12 protein-coding genes, 1 tRNA gene and 2 pseudogenes are annotated in these 15,221 nt (G+C 56.6%); 5 read left to right on the top strand and 10 right to left on the bottom strand.

Annotated elements, in window-relative coordinates; genetic code table 11:
- Nucleotides 1-3 precede the first annotated feature (3 nt).
- The 3 genes from uvrC to GKC70_RS15550 all read left to right on the top strand — a co-directional run bounded on the left by uvrC (nucleotide 4) and on the right by GKC70_RS15550 (nucleotide 2,561).
- Nucleotides 4-1,827 carry an excinuclease ABC subunit UvrC gene (gene uvrC / locus GKC70_RS15560; RefSeq protein WP_342649215.1) on the top strand — a complete coding sequence of 608 codons (1,824 nt, stop codon included), beginning with the start codon at nucleotides 4-6 and terminating at the stop codon, nucleotides 1,825-1,827.
- A 33-nt stretch (nucleotides 1,828-1,860) separates the two neighbouring features.
- Nucleotides 1,861-2,421, top strand: coding sequence for a CDP-diacylglycerol--glycerol-3-phosphate 3-phosphatidyltransferase (gene pgsA / locus GKC70_RS15555; RefSeq protein WP_039576696.1), 561 nt, complete (start codon nucleotides 1,861-1,863; stop codon nucleotides 2,419-2,421).
- Nucleotides 2,422-2,485: 64 nt separating this feature from the next.
- Nucleotides 2,486-2,561 (top strand) — tRNA-Gly (locus GKC70_RS15550).
- 536 nt (nucleotides 2,562-3,097) lie between these two features.
- Here GKC70_RS15550 and GKC70_RS15545 read toward each other — a convergent pair.
- The 3 genes and pseudogenes from GKC70_RS15545 to GKC70_RS15535 form a co-directional block, all read right to left on the bottom strand.
- A pseudogene (locus GKC70_RS15545) lies at nucleotides 3,098-3,354 on the bottom strand (PAAR domain-containing protein).
- Nucleotides 3,355-3,615: 261 nt separating this feature from the next.
- Nucleotides 3,616-4,068: pseudogene (locus GKC70_RS15540) on the bottom strand (DUF6708 domain-containing protein); the annotation flags it as partial.
- Between the two features lie 643 nt (nucleotides 4,069-4,711).
- Entirely contained in the window at nucleotides 4,712-5,281 is a 570-nt protein-coding gene (locus tag GKC70_RS15535; protein ID WP_342649214.1) for a hypothetical protein, read from the bottom strand.
- Nucleotides 5,282-5,491: 210 nt separating this feature from the next.
- On the opposite strand from GKC70_RS15535, the gene tnpB reads away from it, so the two are divergent.
- Entirely contained in the window at nucleotides 5,492-5,851 is a 360-nt protein-coding gene (gene tnpB / locus GKC70_RS15530) for an IS66 family insertion sequence element accessory protein TnpB (RefSeq protein WP_029614001.1), read from the top strand.
- 18 nt (nucleotides 5,852-5,869) lie between these two features.
- On the top strand, nucleotides 5,870-7,414 hold the full coding sequence (locus GKC70_RS15525) for an IS66 family transposase (protein ID WP_342649213.1): 1,545 nt from the start codon (nucleotides 5,870-5,872) through the stop codon (nucleotides 7,412-7,414).
- Nucleotides 7,415-7,969: 555 nt separating this feature from the next.
- Here the strand turns inward: GKC70_RS15525 and GKC70_RS15520 are convergent.
- The 7 genes from GKC70_RS15520 to icmH form a co-directional block, all read right to left on the bottom strand.
- The gene (locus tag GKC70_RS15520) at nucleotides 7,970-8,413 is read right to left on the bottom strand and encodes a hypothetical protein (protein ID WP_342649212.1); all 444 of its coding nucleotides are present in this window, start codon (nucleotides 8,411-8,413) and stop codon (nucleotides 7,970-7,972) included.
- A complete protein-coding gene (locus GKC70_RS15515; RefSeq protein WP_342649211.1) occupies nucleotides 8,386-8,820 on the bottom strand; it encodes a hypothetical protein in 435 nt (144 codons plus the stop codon). Before GKC70_RS15515 ends, GKC70_RS15520 begins: the two co-directional genes overlap by 28 nt.
- Before the next feature lie 35 nt (nucleotides 8,821-8,855).
- Complete coding sequence (locus tag GKC70_RS15510; protein ID WP_342649210.1) at nucleotides 8,856-10,577, bottom strand: T6SS effector BTH_I2691 family protein; 1,722 nt, start codon at nucleotides 10,575-10,577, stop codon at nucleotides 8,856-8,858.
- 9 nt (nucleotides 10,578-10,586) lie between these two features.
- Nucleotides 10,587-11,468 carry a DUF4123 domain-containing protein gene (locus tag GKC70_RS15505; RefSeq protein ID WP_342649209.1) on the bottom strand — a complete coding sequence of 294 codons (882 nt, stop codon included), beginning with the start codon at nucleotides 11,466-11,468 and terminating at the stop codon, nucleotides 10,587-10,589.
- Nucleotides 11,465-13,651, bottom strand: a complete 2,187-nt coding sequence (gene tssI / locus GKC70_RS15500; RefSeq protein WP_342649208.1) for a type VI secretion system tip protein TssI/VgrG — start codon at nucleotides 13,649-13,651, stop codon at nucleotides 11,465-11,467. Before tssI ends, GKC70_RS15505 begins: the two co-directional genes overlap by 4 nt.
- 72 nt (nucleotides 13,652-13,723) lie before the next feature.
- A complete protein-coding gene (locus GKC70_RS15495; RefSeq protein WP_342649207.1) occupies nucleotides 13,724-14,239 on the bottom strand; it encodes an Hcp family type VI secretion system effector in 516 nt (171 codons plus the stop codon).
- Between the two features lie 133 nt (nucleotides 14,240-14,372).
- Nucleotides 14,373-15,221, bottom strand: a complete 849-nt coding sequence (gene icmH, locus GKC70_RS15490; RefSeq protein WP_342649206.1) for a type IVB secretion system protein IcmH/DotU — start codon at nucleotides 15,219-15,221, stop codon at nucleotides 14,373-14,375.

Here is a 15,221-nt window from a genome sequence, read left to right as displayed (position 1 = left end):
CTCATGTCCCAACTCTTTGATGCCAGCGCGTTCCTGGCGACCTGCAGTGGTCGCCCGGGCGTGTACCGAATGTTCGACGCCGAGTCGCGGCTGCTCTATGTGGGCAAGGCGAAAAATCTCAAGAAACGTCTGGCCAGCTATTTCCGCAAAGCTGGCCTGGCGCCGAAGACGGCTGCCCTGGTGGCGCGCATTGCCCAAGTCGAAACCACCATCACTGCAAACGAAACTGCAGCGCTCCTGCTGGAGCAGACGCTGATCAAGGAATGGCGTCCGCCCTACAACATCCTGCTGCGCGACGATAAGTCCTATCCCTATGTGTTTTTGTCCGATGGCGAGTTTCCGCGCCTGGGCATTCACCGGGGTGCCAAGAAGGCCAAGGGCCGATACTTCGGGCCCTATCCCAGTGCTGGGGCGATCCGAGAAAGCCTGGGTCTGCTGCAGAAGGCCTTTTCGGTGCGCCAGTGCGAGGACAGTTACTACGCCAACCGAACTCGCCCCTGCCTGCAATACCAGATCAAGCGTTGCAAGGCGCCGTGCGTGGGTTTGGTCGAGCCCGGTGACTATGCCGAAGACGTGCGCCATTCGGTAATGTTCCTCGAGGGCCGCAGCCAGCAATTGGGCAACGAACTCAACGCCGAGATGGAGCAGGCCGCTATGGCACTGAACTTCGAGAAGGCTGCCGAGTTGCGTGATCAGATCGCGCTGTTGCGCCGCGTTCAGGACCAGCAGCATATGGAAGGCGGTTCAGGCGATGTCGACGTGGTCGCCGCCTTCGTCAACCCGGGCGGCGCCTGTGTTCATCTGATCAGTGTGCGCGGCGGGCGGGTGTTGGGCAGCAAGAATTTTTTCCCGCAGGTGGGTATCGAGGAGGAAGTTTCAGAAGTGATGGCCGCGTTCCTGTCACAGTACTACGTCGGCAACGCCGAGCGGGAACTGCCCAGCGAACTGATCGTCAACGTGGTGCACGAGGACTTCGAAGCAATCATCGAGGCGGTGCAGAGCCTGCGAGGCCGTGATCTGAGCATCAGCCATCGGGTTCGTGGCACGCGTGCGCGCTGGCAGCAGTTGGCGGTCACCAATGCTGAGCAAGCGCTCAATGCGCGTTTGGCGAACCGTCAGCACATGGCCGCGCGCTTCGACGCGCTGGCGCAGGTGCTGGACCTGCCGGAGGTGCCGCAACGCCTGGAGTGCTACGACATCAGCCATTCCAGTGGCGAAGCGACTGTGGCGTCCTGCGTGGTGTTCGGTCCCGAGGGCCCGATCAAGTCCGACTACCGCCGTTTCAACATCGAAGGTGTGACGGCCGGCGACGACTATGCCGCGATGCAGCAGGCCCTGACTCGCCGCTTCGGACGCATCAAGGACGGGGAGGGTAAGCTGCCGGATGTACTGCTGGTCGATGGTGGCAAGGGTCAGTTGAACATGGCGCGAGAGGTCATGCAGTCATTGGCCTTCACCGACCTCACCTTGCTCGGGGTGGCCAAGGGCGTGACCCGCAAGGCCGGTTTCGAAACGCTGTATCTCAACGATGCAGCTCACGAGTTCACACTCAAGGGCGACTCGCCGGCGCTGCACCTGATCCAGCAAATTCGCGACGAGGCTCACCGCTTTGCCATCACCGGTCACCGTGCGCGACGCGGCAAGGCTCGCCGAACGTCCAGTCTGGAGGATGTGGCCGGGGTCGGCCCCAAGCGCCGTCGCGACCTGCTGAAACATTTCGGCGGCCTGCAAGAGCTGAACCGGGCCAGTGCCGATGAGATCGCCAAGGCGCCCGGCATCAGTAAAAAGCTTGCCGAGTCGATTTATGCCAGCCTGCATAGCGAGTAGAATGCCGGGCTCAACCTGCAGCCAGTCGTATCGATGAATATTCCAAACCTGCTCACCGTTCTACGCGTCCTGCTCATTCCGATCTTCATCCTGCTGTTCTACGTGCCTTATCACTGGAGTTACGTAGCGGCCAGCAGTGTGTTCGCGATTGCTGCGGCGACCGACTGGCTCGACGGCTATCTGGCGCGTCGACTGCAACAGAGCACGCCCTTCGGTGCGTTCCTGGATCCTGTGGCAGACAAGCTGATGGTCGCCGTCGCCTTGGTGCTGCTGGTGCAGGTGCATGCCAACTTCTGGCTGACGCTGCCAGCGGCCATCATCATCGGTCGCGAGATCGTGGTCTCGGCGCTACGCGAGTGGATGGCCGAATTGGGCGCGAGGGCGCACGTGGCGGTGTCCAACCTCGGCAAGTGGAAGACTGCTGCGCAAATGCTGGCGCTGGTGATCCTTCTGGGCAATCCGCCAGTACTGACCTTCTGGGTCGCGTTGGGCTACGCGTTGCTGCTGGTGTCGGCAGGATTGACGCTGGTGTCGATGGTGCACTACCTGCTGGCGGCGTGGCCGCACTTGCGCGAAGGCTCGGAGCAGAAGTAAAAGTTTTTTTGAATCAAGGGGTTGACCTTCGCTGGCAGCTCGTTAGAATGGCGCCTATCACGACGCGGGAATAGCTCAGTTGGTAGAGCACGACCTTGCCAAGGTCGGGGTCGCGAGTTCGAGTCTCGTTTCCCGCTCCAAATATTGATTTTCAGGTTTACTCAAATCTGCAAATCCTCGAAAAAAGACGCTTAGGCGTCTTTTTTCGTTTCCGTCAGAGCCACTTCGATCCATGGCCATCCGGGCTTTCCTAGCCCAGAAATGAGTCCACGAAATCCAGACTTGCAACGTGCCGGTTTGTTGATCTACTCCTTCAAAGCGCAACTATTCCGTTCTCGACATCCCTGACAGGCTGCACGATGACTGCAGCGGCTGTGTAGTCATCGACTTGTTAGGCAAAACCACCCCGCAGATACCCGGCGCCACACAGTCGATGGCGCCCCGGGCTAATTTGTCTCCTCGCTTCCTGGTAACAGCAACCTAGCCTCCAGCAGGTAGCGCACTGGCCACACGTAGGCTATTGAACTGATTGCCGTGCACCCCGTTAAGGTCGATCGAAACGGTGCACGACAGGTGACGCGACGCGGCCGGGCGATGCGGTTTGGCCTTCCAGTACCTGCCCACTGAGCAGCAGGTTCACCGCTGCCGTCCTAGCGGTGGCTGACTGGGACATTTTTCATGCGATTTGCCAATCTGAGTCACCTTCTATCAGCACGCCACCATGATCGGTGCAATCGCCTTGGCGGGCGACCGCTTTCCCTCCTACGTGAAAGCTCGATGCCCCGGTCTGGATAATGGCGCCGCAACTAATGCGGTCCCCCACAAGCGCGGCCGCTCGGCCTTTCACAGTGAGGCTGGAGTGCCGGAGATGACTTCGCCCTCGCCATGAAGGGGGCAATCATGTTTATGGCCGATCAACACGATGGGTTTCACAGGGGATCTCCTTTTCGGGGGCGAGGTTTCCACTTCGGTCTTTGGCTTACGCGTAGAGGTGCGTTTCTTTCTCTCTGGACGCTTGCCTGGGCGAGCAGCCCAGAGGTAAGCGTTTTCGCGCAACCGTTCTTGGATAACCGGTGGATAGTCTTCAAGGGTGGTCAATGGCGGAACGGGCTTTCCGGGTAGGCCGGCTTCGCGAATGATCTTGGGCCAGCGCGGTTTCCAGCACAGGATGAGGCTCAGCCAGTGACCGGTTCCGATGATCAGGAAGGCGGGCGAGATCAAGAGCAGGCCGATCTTGGTGATTCGGGAGGAGGTACGAAAGTAGTGGGTCAGCCCTTCGAATTGAGGGGTGAAAGCTTGCCAGGGCCAAGGGAAGTGCGAGGTGATGCGGGGGCGTGGTAGACCCTCTGGCCCCTCATCCATGAAACGGCGGATGAACTCCCATTCGGCTTGCAGTTCTGCGAAGTTGTTAGTGGCCTTGCCTACGTAGATGAATTCGGGATGAAGTGCGCCGGCGAATGATGCCGGCCATACGAGATCCAAAGGAAGGCTTAAGCCACCGGCAGTGGCATATTTTTTATCCGAGCCACTGGACGTGACGCCGTGCCAAGGGAGTGTGACGATGCCGCCACAGTACGTTGGTCGGTGCAGGTAGACTTGCTGGGTAGTGCGGTTGAAGCGTATTAGCAAGTGGCGAGATGTGAACATCTCGAATCGTGTGAAGCGCAGTCCAAACTTCAAGTAAAGCCATAAAGTACCCACGCCCATGGTTAGGAAAAATAAAGCCAGGAAAAGTCGCTCACTGTAGGGTTCACCGTTATAGTTTTGGCTAAGTCTGGCTAAAATCATTATAGAGTTTGTAAAAATATAAATATCGCTAATTATCATGCATATTATGGTGAGAGACAGTATGCTTATCAGTCCTCGTTTATCTTCAAACATGCCATAGCGCATTTCTAGTATTTGCTTGTTGTAAACATAGACTGGTCCACGACTCTTGGGGGTGTTGCAAGCAGGTCTCTTGGCAGATTCGAGCATTTCTTGATTGTCGCTTTCATATAAAACTTCTTTTTTAACTTTTTTATGCTGCTTCTCAAAAGCATCACGCTCTTCTTTTGGATCAATATAAGCAAGCCATGAAAGCCATTCAACAAAATACATTATATGACCTCGCTAATCGCATATAACAAAGCTTCAAGCTCTTCCACATCCTCTGCGTAACCTTGGTGAGATAGCTGAAGGCGGAAGCAGCATTTGCTGCACCATTTTTCTAAAGTGGAAGCTCGAAGCCCCACAATGGAAGATGGCGCCGGAGACCACTTCGCCCTCGCTATGAAGGGCGCAATCATGTTTATGGCCGATCAGCACGATGGGTTTCACAGGGGATCTCCTTCTCGAGGGTCGAAGTTTCCACTTCGGTCTTTGGTTTACGCGTAGAGGTGCGTTTCTTTCTCTCCGGCCGCTTGCCTGGGCGAGCAGCCCAGAGGTAAGCGTTTTCGCGCAACCGTTCCTGGATAGCCGGTGGGTAGTCATCAAGCGTGGTGAATGGCGGAACGGGCTTTCCGGGCAGACCGGCTTCGCGAATGATCTTGGGCCAGCGCGGTTTCCAGCACAGCATGAGGCTCAGCCAGTGACCGGTTCCGATGATCAGGAAGGCGGGCGAGATTAAGAGCAGGCCGATCTTGGTGATTCGGGAGGAGCTTCGAAAGTAGTGGGTCAGCCCTTCGAATTGAGGGGTGAAGGCTTGCCGGGGCCAGGGGAAGTGCGAGGTGATTCGGGGGCGTGGTAGACCCTCTGGCCCCTCATCCATGAAGCGGCGGATGAACTGCCATTCGGCTTGCATCTCCGTGAAATTGTTGACGGCCTTGCCTACGTGGACGAGTTCGGGATGTAGAGCGCCGGCGTACGAGGGTTGCCACATGAGATCCAAAGGAAGGCCCAAGCTACCGGCAGCGGCGTATTTTTTATCCGAGCCACTGCACATGACACCGTGCCAAGGGAGTGTGACGATGCCGCCACAGTACGATGGACGATGCAGGTAGACTGTAACCGCTCCATGAACCCCACATTCAAAGCGCGAAGTTGATCCCCAATGCTGTGCTCCCGATCTCTTTCTGGAGCCAGCCCCGTCATGATGCGACCCGACGCCAAAGTCGAAAAAGTCTATCTCTACCCCAAGCCCGTCGACTTCCGAAAGTCGATTGACGGCCTGGCCGCTCTGGTCGAACTGGATATCAAAGTGGCGGTGTTTGACCCCGTGCTTTTCGTGTTTCTCAACAAGCCGCGCAACCGCGTGAAGATCCTCTACTGGGAACGAAACGGCTTCTGCCTTTGGCTCAAGCGCCTCGAATCCGAGCGTTTCAAAACATCGCCTGACGCCACCGACGAGGCGATCATTCTGACCGTCCAGGAACTCAACTGGCTGCTCGACGGTTTTGACCTCTGGCGTAATCGTCCTCATCAGGTTTTGACGCCGCGCTACGTGGCGTAACCCGGTATAATCCGGGCCATGATTTCTCTGCCCGATGACCTTCCTGATGATCCTGTTTTGCTTAAGCAACTGTTGCTTGAGGCCCTCAATCGTCAGGAGGAAACCACTCAGGCTTATCAGACTCACATCGTCGACCTGAAAGAACAGATCAAGCTGTTGCGTGACCGTTTGTTTGGACGCAAGTCCGAGCAATCCGTGGAACCCAACACGCCACAGTTGGCCTTGTTCAATGAGCCTGAAAGCGAGCCAATGCCGTTGGTTGGCGACGTCGATGAAGAAGTTGTCGCACCGACACCACGCCGTGGCAAACGCAAGCCGTTGGCGGCCGATCTGCCGCGTATCGAAGTCATCCACGAACTGCCCGAACACGAACTGACCTGTGCTTGCGGTTGCCGCAAACATGCCATCGGGGAAGAAACCAGTGAGCAACTGGATATCGTGCCGATGCAGATCCGGGTCATCAAACATATCCGCAAGATCTACGCTTGCCGTGGCTGTGAAGCCGCACCGGTCACCGCCGACAAGCCTGCCCAGTTGATCGAGAAAAGCATGGCCAGCCCCAGCGTGCTGGCCATGCTACTGACCACCAAGTATGTCGACGGTTTACCGTTGCATCGGTTTGAAACGGTACTTAGCCGCCACGGTATCGATATCCCTCGGCAAACGCTGGCACGCTGGGTGATCCAGTGCAGCGAGCATTTCCAGCCACTGCTTAATTTGATGCGTGATCGGTTGCTGGAAAGCCCAGTGATTCACTGCGATGAAACCCGTGTACAGGTGTTGAAAGAACCGGATCGAGATCCGACCAGCCAATCCTGGATGTGGGTGCAAGCCAGTGGCCCACCGGATCGAAAAGTTGTGCTGTTTGATTACACGTCCAGCCGTGCGCAGGAGGTGCCGTTGCGCTTGCTGGAAAGTTACCGTGGCTATGTCATGACTGATGATTACGCCGGCTATAACGCGTTGGCGTTGCAGCCGGGCGTGGAGCGACTGGCGTGCATGGCCCATGCGCGACGCAAGTTCGTGGACGCGCAAAAAGTGCAGCCCAAAGGTAAAACCGGACGGGCTGATATCGCGCTGGCGATGATCAACAAGCTGTACGGCATCGAGCGCGAGTTCAAAGACGTCAGTGATGAACAGCGGTTTGCTGGTCGACAGGAGAAAAGCCTGCCGATCCTGACACAACTGAAAAGCTGGCTGGATAAAACCCAGTCGCAGGTGACCGCACAAAGTGCGTTGGGCAAGGCAGTGCATTACCTGGCGAACAACTGGAGTCGACTGGAGCGCTATGTCGAAGCGGGTTACTTGCCCATCGATAACAATACGGCCGAAAGAGCGATCAAGCCGTTTGTCATAGGGCGCAAGGCCTGGCTGTTCAGCGACACCGTCAACGGCGCCAGTGCCAGCGCGAAGATCTACAGCCTGATCGAGACCGCCAAGGTCAACGGCCAAGAGCCTTATACGTGGCTGCGCCACGTACTAGAGCGGCTACCGCACGCCTCGTCGGTAGCAGACTACGAAGCGCTGCTACCGTGGAACTGCTCGCCAGAGATGCCACGGTAACCCGTTCCCCCACTGTTGGGCAGGTGGGGTTTATGGATCGCGTACGGTAGACTTGCTGGGTCGTGCGGTTGAATCGTATCAGCAAGTGGCGGGATGTGAACATCTCGAAGCGTGTGAAGCGCAGTCCAAATTTTAGATAAAGCGCTAATGTACCTAAGCCCATGGTGAGAAAAAAGGACACCATGAAAAGCTGCTCACCATAGGGCTCGCCGTTGTAGTTTATTGATAGGCTGAATAAGAATTTTATGTCCTCTAACACAATCGCTATGTTTACTAATGAGTAGGCTATAAGCGCAAGGGATAATATGCTTATCAGTCCCCTTTTATCCTCACACATGCCGCAACGCATTTCCAATATGCGCTCATTGTAAATATAGACTGGTCCTCGACTATTAGGTGTGCTGCTGGCTGATTTCTGCGCAGATTCAACCATCTCCTGTTCGTCGCTTTCATATATAATTTTCCTTCTCACTTTATTGTGCTGTTTTTCAAAAGCATCGCGTTCTTCTTTTGGGTCAATATAAGCAAGCCATGAAAGCCATTCAACAAAGTACATTATATGACCTCGCTAATCGCATAGAGCAAAGCTTCAAGTTCTTCTGCATCCTCTGCGTAACCTGGGTGAGATAGTTGAAGGCGGAAGCAACATTTGCTGCACCATTTTTCTAGCGCGTTTTCATCGAGGATTAGTAAGGCGATACTGGTCGCGAGCACGACGGCGCCTCCAATCCAGCTCAAACGACTGAGCCAGAGCATGGCTACTCTGTTCGCCGCCAATCGTGCAGATAATCTTGACAAGGTCGCGCTTAAGCTACTTCTGAACATATTGGAGTCGCTAATCGACAGCCAACGGAAAAGCGCACTAGCCTGTGAAAACGCTATGCCTCCTTGTCCCACCAGTAGGGCGAAAGTAGCACCTGTTCTAATTCCAAAAGCTGTTGCTAATATTGGTTTGGACTTATTTTTCGCATCTATAGCGTCGGAGACATCCCATGCCATACTGATAACCCCACCCACCGTCGCCAATCCAGCCCCCACAGCCGATAACGCCCCAAGCTAACTTGCGCACCCCGCGCAGTGACGCTGTTCTCCCCAATACCTCTAAGCGTCACTTCAGTCCCCACTGCAAGTAGTTCCATCCCTGCAGCCGCACTGGTCAATGCGGCCGCAGTCACTTCGCTCCAAAAGCGTCGGTTCTTGTCATCTTTCCGTCCTTGCAACAGCAGCAACCCAGCCTCCAGCAGGAGTAGCGCACTGGCCACACGCAGGCGATAGAACTGATTGCCGTGTACCCCTTGCAAGTTCTCGACATAAGCGCGATCAAGGCGGCGCACGACAGGTGCCGCGACACGACCGGCCGACGCGGTTTGACCGTCCAGCGCCTGCTCACTCAGCCGCAGGTTCACTGCTTGCTCGCCCAGTGAGGCGATGAGGTAAGTGCTCAGGCGTCGGTACAGCAAGCGATCGACGCTGCCCGGGGCCCCACTGACAAGCTCTGTCGCCCCAATTGCCCGAGCCAGGCCAACGCGCCGGCCGTGTTGGCAGGGCTGTGTTGCGCGAGCTGGTCTAGGTGGCTGTCCACCTGGCTGAAGTGTGCGGCGAGTTCCTTGGCGTGTTTGAGCGACGTATCCAGTTGCTGCCAATGATCGCCATCCGGCGGCAATGCAGCCAGTTTTGCGCGCGTTTGCTCGAGCACCTCTGCGGTCCCGCGCTGGTTCAAGACAAACGAGCGCAGTGCCAAGTTATCGGGGGAAATATTGTCGGCGTGCCACCATCGGGTAAGTAACGCTGCGCCAGCGGGCACGCCTTCGAGACCGACCACGCACAGCCCTGTCTGGTGTGCAAAGCATAGGCCGTTGGTGATGTCGTTCTCGTCGTAGTGGGCAAGTGCGTTCAGCAGCTCGGAGGACTTCAACCACGCGAGGTGATCTGCCGCTCTGGACTCGGCCAGACGTTGGGCTTCAAGGCTCTGCGCATCGAACGAATCAAGGTGTTGGTGCATGCCTTGCAGGTTGACCTTTGACAGATAGCGCTCTTCAAAATGCTTGGCGAATTCGCCGCTTCTCGCACGGGTCTCGAGACTCTGCCTTTTCAATTCACTGGCGCTGTCGAGAATGGCTTCTTGGGTCTGCGCCCACCATTCGGCCATCTGCGGATGAACGGCCTGTTCGCTGGGGGCGAGATAAGCGCGCATCGCCTCTTTATGGTGATCGACCAGCGCGGCGACTTTGCGCTCAGTGAATTGCTGATGCAGTTCTGTGAATGCGTGTGCGACCAGAACCTTGCGCTCGTTGCTAGGGCCGTCTTTGTCGGCGCTGGATTCCAACCAGTACTTGAGGTGCTCTATGCCCGCATTGCGCCAGGCGTTGAGTTCCTGAGTAATACCGATGGCATCCTCCACCACGATGGCGACGCCCCGTACTTGAGGTCTATCGCCCAAAGGCCCCAGTGCCTGCCGCGCCGCAGCCAGTGAGCTGATGCTGGGGGCACTGAATACTTGGGCGTCCAGCAGCGTGCGCAACGCGTCGTCGGATTCGGCGGCAAAGTCGGCGACAAGCTCCAATTGGTCATGACGGAGCGTGTAAGGCCTGGCTGTCGGACAGCTGGGACCGGCGAAGGGCGCTATGTTCAAGGCCGGTAGCCTGTCGCGTCGATGCAGCAATTGTTGCTGGGCTGCGATGGTCAAAGGGTCAGGGCTGTAGAACAGGCGCAGTTCAAGCAGGTCATCGAGGTCCTGAATCTGGAACGCCCAAGCCATGTTGCGAATGAAGGCCTGGAGGGTTTGGGTACCTGACGGTTGAGGCTCTGGATGTTCAGGATTGACGAGCGACAGGGCCCCGTTCGCGGCGATTCGATAGGGTAGGTGCAGACTGTGTCGCCCAGTGCTTTTGCGCTTTTCCATGACATACAGGAAGCCTTCGCGAAGCGGGCGAATCGCGTAGTCGGCATGGCGCAGCGAAGTGACGTGATACGGATGACGCAGGTGTTCAGGCAGGGCAGGTAATCGTTGCCGCTGATGGGTGCTGCCGCCCACGGCGGCGTAGCGCAATGGCAGCACCGTAAAGGTGCGTGTGCAGTTGACCTCCGGCCCTTTGGAAAAAGGATCTTGCAACGCCTCGCAGTTCTGCCGGTTGATTTCTAGCAGTGTCTTTAGATCTAGCATGAGCGGTCCCTAGCGAAGTAACGGGTGCAGGTGTGTTTCAAGGCGTTGGGCAAGTGGCAGTCTTTGCTCAAGAGACTCTTTCATGGCCGCCTGCCAAATGGGGTCGAGCGTCAGTCTGTCGCCAAGCAGCGCTGAATAGGTGACGTAGGTGATCAAGTCTTGTTGTTCGATAAATCCTGTTTCTCGCGCAGCAGCGAGGTACTTGCGTACCCTGCCCAGACGTACACCGTGGCATTGTTCAGGTTGCCCACTTGCGGTCAGCGAGCTTTTCAATTGATTGGCGAGTTGATGTTCAAGCGGGTCTCCTGCCAGTGCCTCCCAGCACGCATGGTCTAGCGTAAGGTTTTTGAGTTCATCCGTTGCCGATCTGTCGCCACCCATCAGACAGCACCAGATTTCTTCATCGGCGTCTGGATAAGGCACCCACCAACTATGGATGGGCGCAAACCATTCGACGATTCCAGGCAGATCCTTACGTGCATGCAGCACACGCAGGCATTGTTCGGTGTGATAGCGCAGTAAGTAGCGTTGGCCGTCAGGTGCCAGAACGGTGTTGGCTTGCGCCAAGTGCGTGGCTAACGCAGCAGTAGGCAACGCGCTGATGATCCAGCCGCAGATTGCATCGGTTGCGAACTCGCTCAACTCCCAGAAGAAATCAGATTGGCCCTGTAATGTGGTGTTGGTGGTGGCTGCATATAAACCAGTGCCGAACTGGCGCACGTTGCTGAGCTCATCCTGTTGCATCAGCGGACATAATATTCCGCGCTCCTGCTGTACCAGGTTTTCCAACTGGTCAATGCTTAATCGTGAAAGTTCGAGAACGGCGGAAAGTCGATAGTGTTCTGCTTGCCGTAGAGGACGGAATAGTTTTTCGACGAGGAGGTCTTTCATTTATTCTCCCCTTCCATGCGAATGACATTGCGACCTTCTGCAATGGGTTTCAGTAAACAGCTGATGCAGATAGGTTCCGCAGGCGCTGGCGCGGAACTAATGGTGAGGTTATGTGTGCTTCCTGTCGGGCTTTGTGCGACGGGGCCATTGATTTTGATTGCAACGGCGTCAAGTGTGATGCCGCTCCCATCGAGCCTCAATGTTGCTCCCGGAGCCTTGATGGTCAGACTGTTTGATACCTGAAACTCTATGACTTGCGTTTCTTGGCGAATCGCTTGCCCAGCCCTTAGCTCAACATGTCCAACCACCTGTTGCTCCAAGTGGCCTCCAATCTCTATCGAGTGATTGGCTGTGGTTTTGTCGCACCTGTTATTACCCACCTGCTCGGTACGGTCTTCTGCAGTTGTGATCATGCGATGGCGGCCAATTTGAAGCACGTCATCCCGGCCTATTTGACGATGATGGTCTCTTCCAACTCTCAAACTTTGATCGTTACCCACTTCCTCGTGTCGGTCATGACCAATGTTGATCTGCTCATCCCGCGCGACACGTTCAGATCTATCATTTCCAATCCGGGTAGTCTCATCGTGCTTGACCACATTGTTCTGATCCCGCTCGGCATGAATGAATACCTCTTGCCGTCCCAGTTCATCCTCGAAGCGCAGCTCGTTGAAACCATCCCCTTTGTGGGTCTGGCTCTTGATTGTCATGCGGGTCTTGTGTTCGGGCAGGTCATAGGGCGGCAGTTGATCGCCACAGTAAGTGCGCCCGGTAATCATGGGTTGGTCGGGGTCGCCATTGACGTACTGGATGATCACGTCCTGGCCGATGCGCGGAATGGCCATCGAGCCCCAACTGCCCCCGGCCCAGCCTTGGGAGACCCGCACCCAACAGGAGCTGAACTCGTTGTTCTCGCTCTCGCGATCCCAAGGGAAACTGACCTTGACCCGCCCCCACTCGTCGCAATAGATCTCTTCACCCTTCGGACCGACCACGGTGGCCATGTGCGGGCCGTCGATTCGCGGTTTTGCCAGTGGGGAGGGTCGCCATTCGGTCTGGCCGGGGACTAGTACGGCGGTCTGCTGATAGCGCGTACTCTGGTCGATACTTGTGGCTTCTTCCTGCAGGCTCGTGAGTTGGCTGCCCTTGTGAGTGACCGTGTTCACTCGCCAGTGGGCATTTAGGTCGCCTCGCGGGTGTCCGGTCAGCGTGAAGCTCAGGCCCGGTTGCAGGCGAACATCGTCACCCTCAACCTCCGCAATGCGGACATCGTGACGCAGTGCCGTGATCCGGTTTTCGGTGAACGGCTTGCCCACGGCATCGCGCTTGTAGCGGCCTGGGTAATCGAAGTATTCGTAGTCTTTGGATTGATGTTCCAGGAAGGGGCCAGCGGCTCTGTGCTCCTGTCGATAGGCAGGGTTGGTGAAGGTGTAGTCGCGCTGAACCTGGGCAGCGGTGCGCACCTGCTCGCTGTAGCGCAAGCGGCGAAGGCGGGGTTGGGTCTGATCGCCACCGCTGCTGGCTTGGTACAGCACGCTGTCAGGGGCTACAGGCTCGTCGTTGTCGAAGAAGCCCTCGTCTTCATTCTCGGGCTTGATGGCGCCATGGCTGATCAACCCCAGTGATTGCAGTCGATCGGTGATGATCAGCTTGTGCAGCTTCTCGCTGTGGGCGAAGCGATAGACGAAGCCTTCCTCAGCAGCAAGACGCGCGATGAACGCCAGGTCCGTCTCGCCGGCCTGGACGCAGAACTCGCGGACCTGGTGGTCCATACTGGCACGCAGTTCGTACTGGTCGATGCCCTGACGCTTGAGCATCAGTTCAAGAATTTGCGGCACGGTCTTCTGTTGGAAGATACGCCAGTTCGAGCGCAGGTCGGCACGGGTCAGTTGTGGCTCGACCAGCGCGTGATAGTAAGTGCGGTAGAAGCCGCTTTCAGCCTGGCTGAAACGGCTGACCAGGCCGTGCACGTAGCGCACAGGGCGTTCACCTTCCCAGATGGTGAAGAGCACTGGCTTGTCGAGCAGGTGGCTGAAGTCGATATCGTTGTCGTGGCTGATCAGCTGAAGTTCGAGTGCGAACGGCTGACTGATGCCCTCGTTGAGGGTGAACGACACCACTTCGAACTGGGCGTTGCCAACGAGTGGCTGGAAGCTGTAACGCAATTTAGATTGGCTAGGCATAAGCAATCCCTGTCCGCCGTCTGAGGTACGAAATGCCCAGGCAGCGATGACTGCCAGGGCATTTCTGTTAAATCAGGCGATCGGCTTACGCCAGTCGTCGGAGCCCTCGGTGCCCGCGGTTACGTGGGTCCAAGAGATCTTGCGGTACGACAGCGATACCTCGATAAGCTGGGTAAACTCCGCGTTACTCTTGTTTTGTGCATGAGGCAGCACCGTATTGATATCAACGATGGTTGCATCCTCCATCTTGGTCGTGAAGAAGTGCTCTTGCTTGCCTTCGACCGAGGTGCGGTACCAGTTGACTTCGACGGTAGGCAGCATTTCACCGCTGGCTAAGGCTTGATACATCAACGGTGTGGCTTTGTTCAGCGAACTGGTGAAGATGAACGGTTTATGCACCCGTTGTCCGGCGGGCTGACCGCTTTGCGGATCTGTGGGCACGGTCACTTGGTGCTTGATTTCCTGCACCAGAATCTCGTCTTCGTGGCCCTCGACAAACACATTGCCCACCGAGTCGGACGTGAAGGCGCCCGCGGTAATGTTGCCTTGGGTCTGGCCTTCGATCTTGATGTAAGCGGGTGTTGGCATGGCAGTTTCTCCTGCGTCCATGTAGATTGAGCACGCGCACAGGCGGTGGCGTGGCCATCGGGAACGATGGGCTTGTCAACGAAGCAATTGCCTCGTCAATTCGTTGAATTCCATTACGCCGGATGTCGGCTGACTACTGCTGCAAGATGCCGTTGAGCGATGCCAGCACCTCTGTGGTAATGAGGTGCAGGCGGTAGCTGTAGATGCTGTAGGCCACAGCCATGGCTGCGGCAGATATTGCCAGCGGGCTCCACCATGGCCATTGCCGGTTCATGCGGTAGTTGCGCGGGGCCACGTTGGTGTAGGGATCGCAGACGTGTACCGGAGCTGGGCCGCGTAGTTCACGGATGATCCCGTGCAGCTTGTGGATCAAAGCGTTCAAGGATTCATCGCCTTTCGGAGCGATGGCGTATTTGCCCTTCAGGCCTAGGCACAACGCGAAGTACATGAACTCCAGTACGTCGTGATAACGCTTGGGTTCTTGCATCAGCCGAGCAAGCACCGTGAAGAGTTTTTCCCCACCCCAGGTTTCGTCGTGGAAGATGCTGAGCAAGGGTTCCTGACTCCAGCAACTGGCTTTACCCCATGGCCGTTCCATGACCGCTTCATCAATGTAGAGACATAGACCGTACGAGTACGCCAGCAACTGAGCATGCTCGTAGCCGTGCTGGCGCACCTGTGCCCTGATGGTGTCAATCTGGTTGCGGACCTGCTGATACACATCTTTGATGTTGGGCAATGCATCAAGTGTCCGCAGACGCATTACCAGACCGAACAGAGGTACGGCAGCATCCAGCATAGGATTGGCGTATCCGCCGCACAGTTGGAAGTCGGGATCGGCGAAGTAGCTTTGAAAAGAAGTTTTTGCCTGCGCATTCGGGTCGGTGTCGACGGATGATTTCCTAGCTTCCCTACTTGCCTTGGCCATCGTGTCGAAGAGGCCGCTGTCGCCATCCTGGCTGACGTGAATAACATCACTCAT

This window comes from Pseudomonas sp. REB1044, assembly GCF_038813925.1.
Classification (GTDB): Bacteria; Pseudomonadota; Gammaproteobacteria; order Pseudomonadales; family Pseudomonadaceae; genus Aquipseudomonas; species Aquipseudomonas boreofloridensis.
Note: the sequence above shows the minus strand (reverse complement) of the source record. Positions and strands in the feature narration are given on the sequence as shown.

Excerpts from the sequence above, each read along its gene's own strand:
- GKC70_RS15510 (WP_342649210.1), bottom strand. The coding sequence starts at position 10,577 with ATGCTAGATCTAAAGACACTGCTAGAAATCAACCGGCAGAACTGCGAG.
- pgsA (WP_039576696.1), top strand. The coding sequence starts at position 1,861 with ATGAATATTCCAAACCTGCTCACCGTTCTACGCGTCCTGCTCATTCCG.
- GKC70_RS15525 (WP_342649213.1), top strand. The coding sequence starts at position 5,870 with ATGATTTCTCTGCCCGATGACCTTCCTGATGATCCTGTTTTGCTTAAG.
- icmH (WP_342649206.1), bottom strand. The coding sequence starts at position 15,221 with ATGAGTGATGTTATTCACGTCAGCCAGGATGGCGACAGCGGCCTCTTC.
- GKC70_RS15505 (WP_342649209.1), bottom strand. The coding sequence starts at position 11,468 with ATGAAAGACCTCCTCGTCGAAAAACTATTCCGTCCTCTACGGCAAGCA.
- uvrC (WP_342649215.1), top strand. The coding sequence starts at position 4 with ATGTCCCAACTCTTTGATGCCAGCGCGTTCCTGGCGACCTGCAGTGGT.
- tnpB (WP_029614001.1), top strand. The coding sequence starts at position 5,492 with ATGATGCGACCCGACGCCAAAGTCGAAAAAGTCTATCTCTACCCCAAG.
- GKC70_RS15535 (WP_342649214.1), bottom strand. The coding sequence starts at position 5,281 with ATGTGGCAACCCTCGTACGCCGGCGCTCTACATCCCGAACTCGTCCAC.
- GKC70_RS15520 (WP_342649212.1), bottom strand. The coding sequence starts at position 8,413 with ATGGCATGGGATGTCTCCGACGCTATAGATGCGAAAAATAAGTCCAAA.
- GKC70_RS15495 (WP_342649207.1), bottom strand. The coding sequence starts at position 14,239 with ATGCCAACACCCGCTTACATCAAGATCGAAGGCCAGACCCAAGGCAAC.
- tssI (WP_342649208.1), bottom strand. The coding sequence starts at position 13,651 with ATGCCTAGCCAATCTAAATTGCGTTACAGCTTCCAGCCACTCGTTGGC.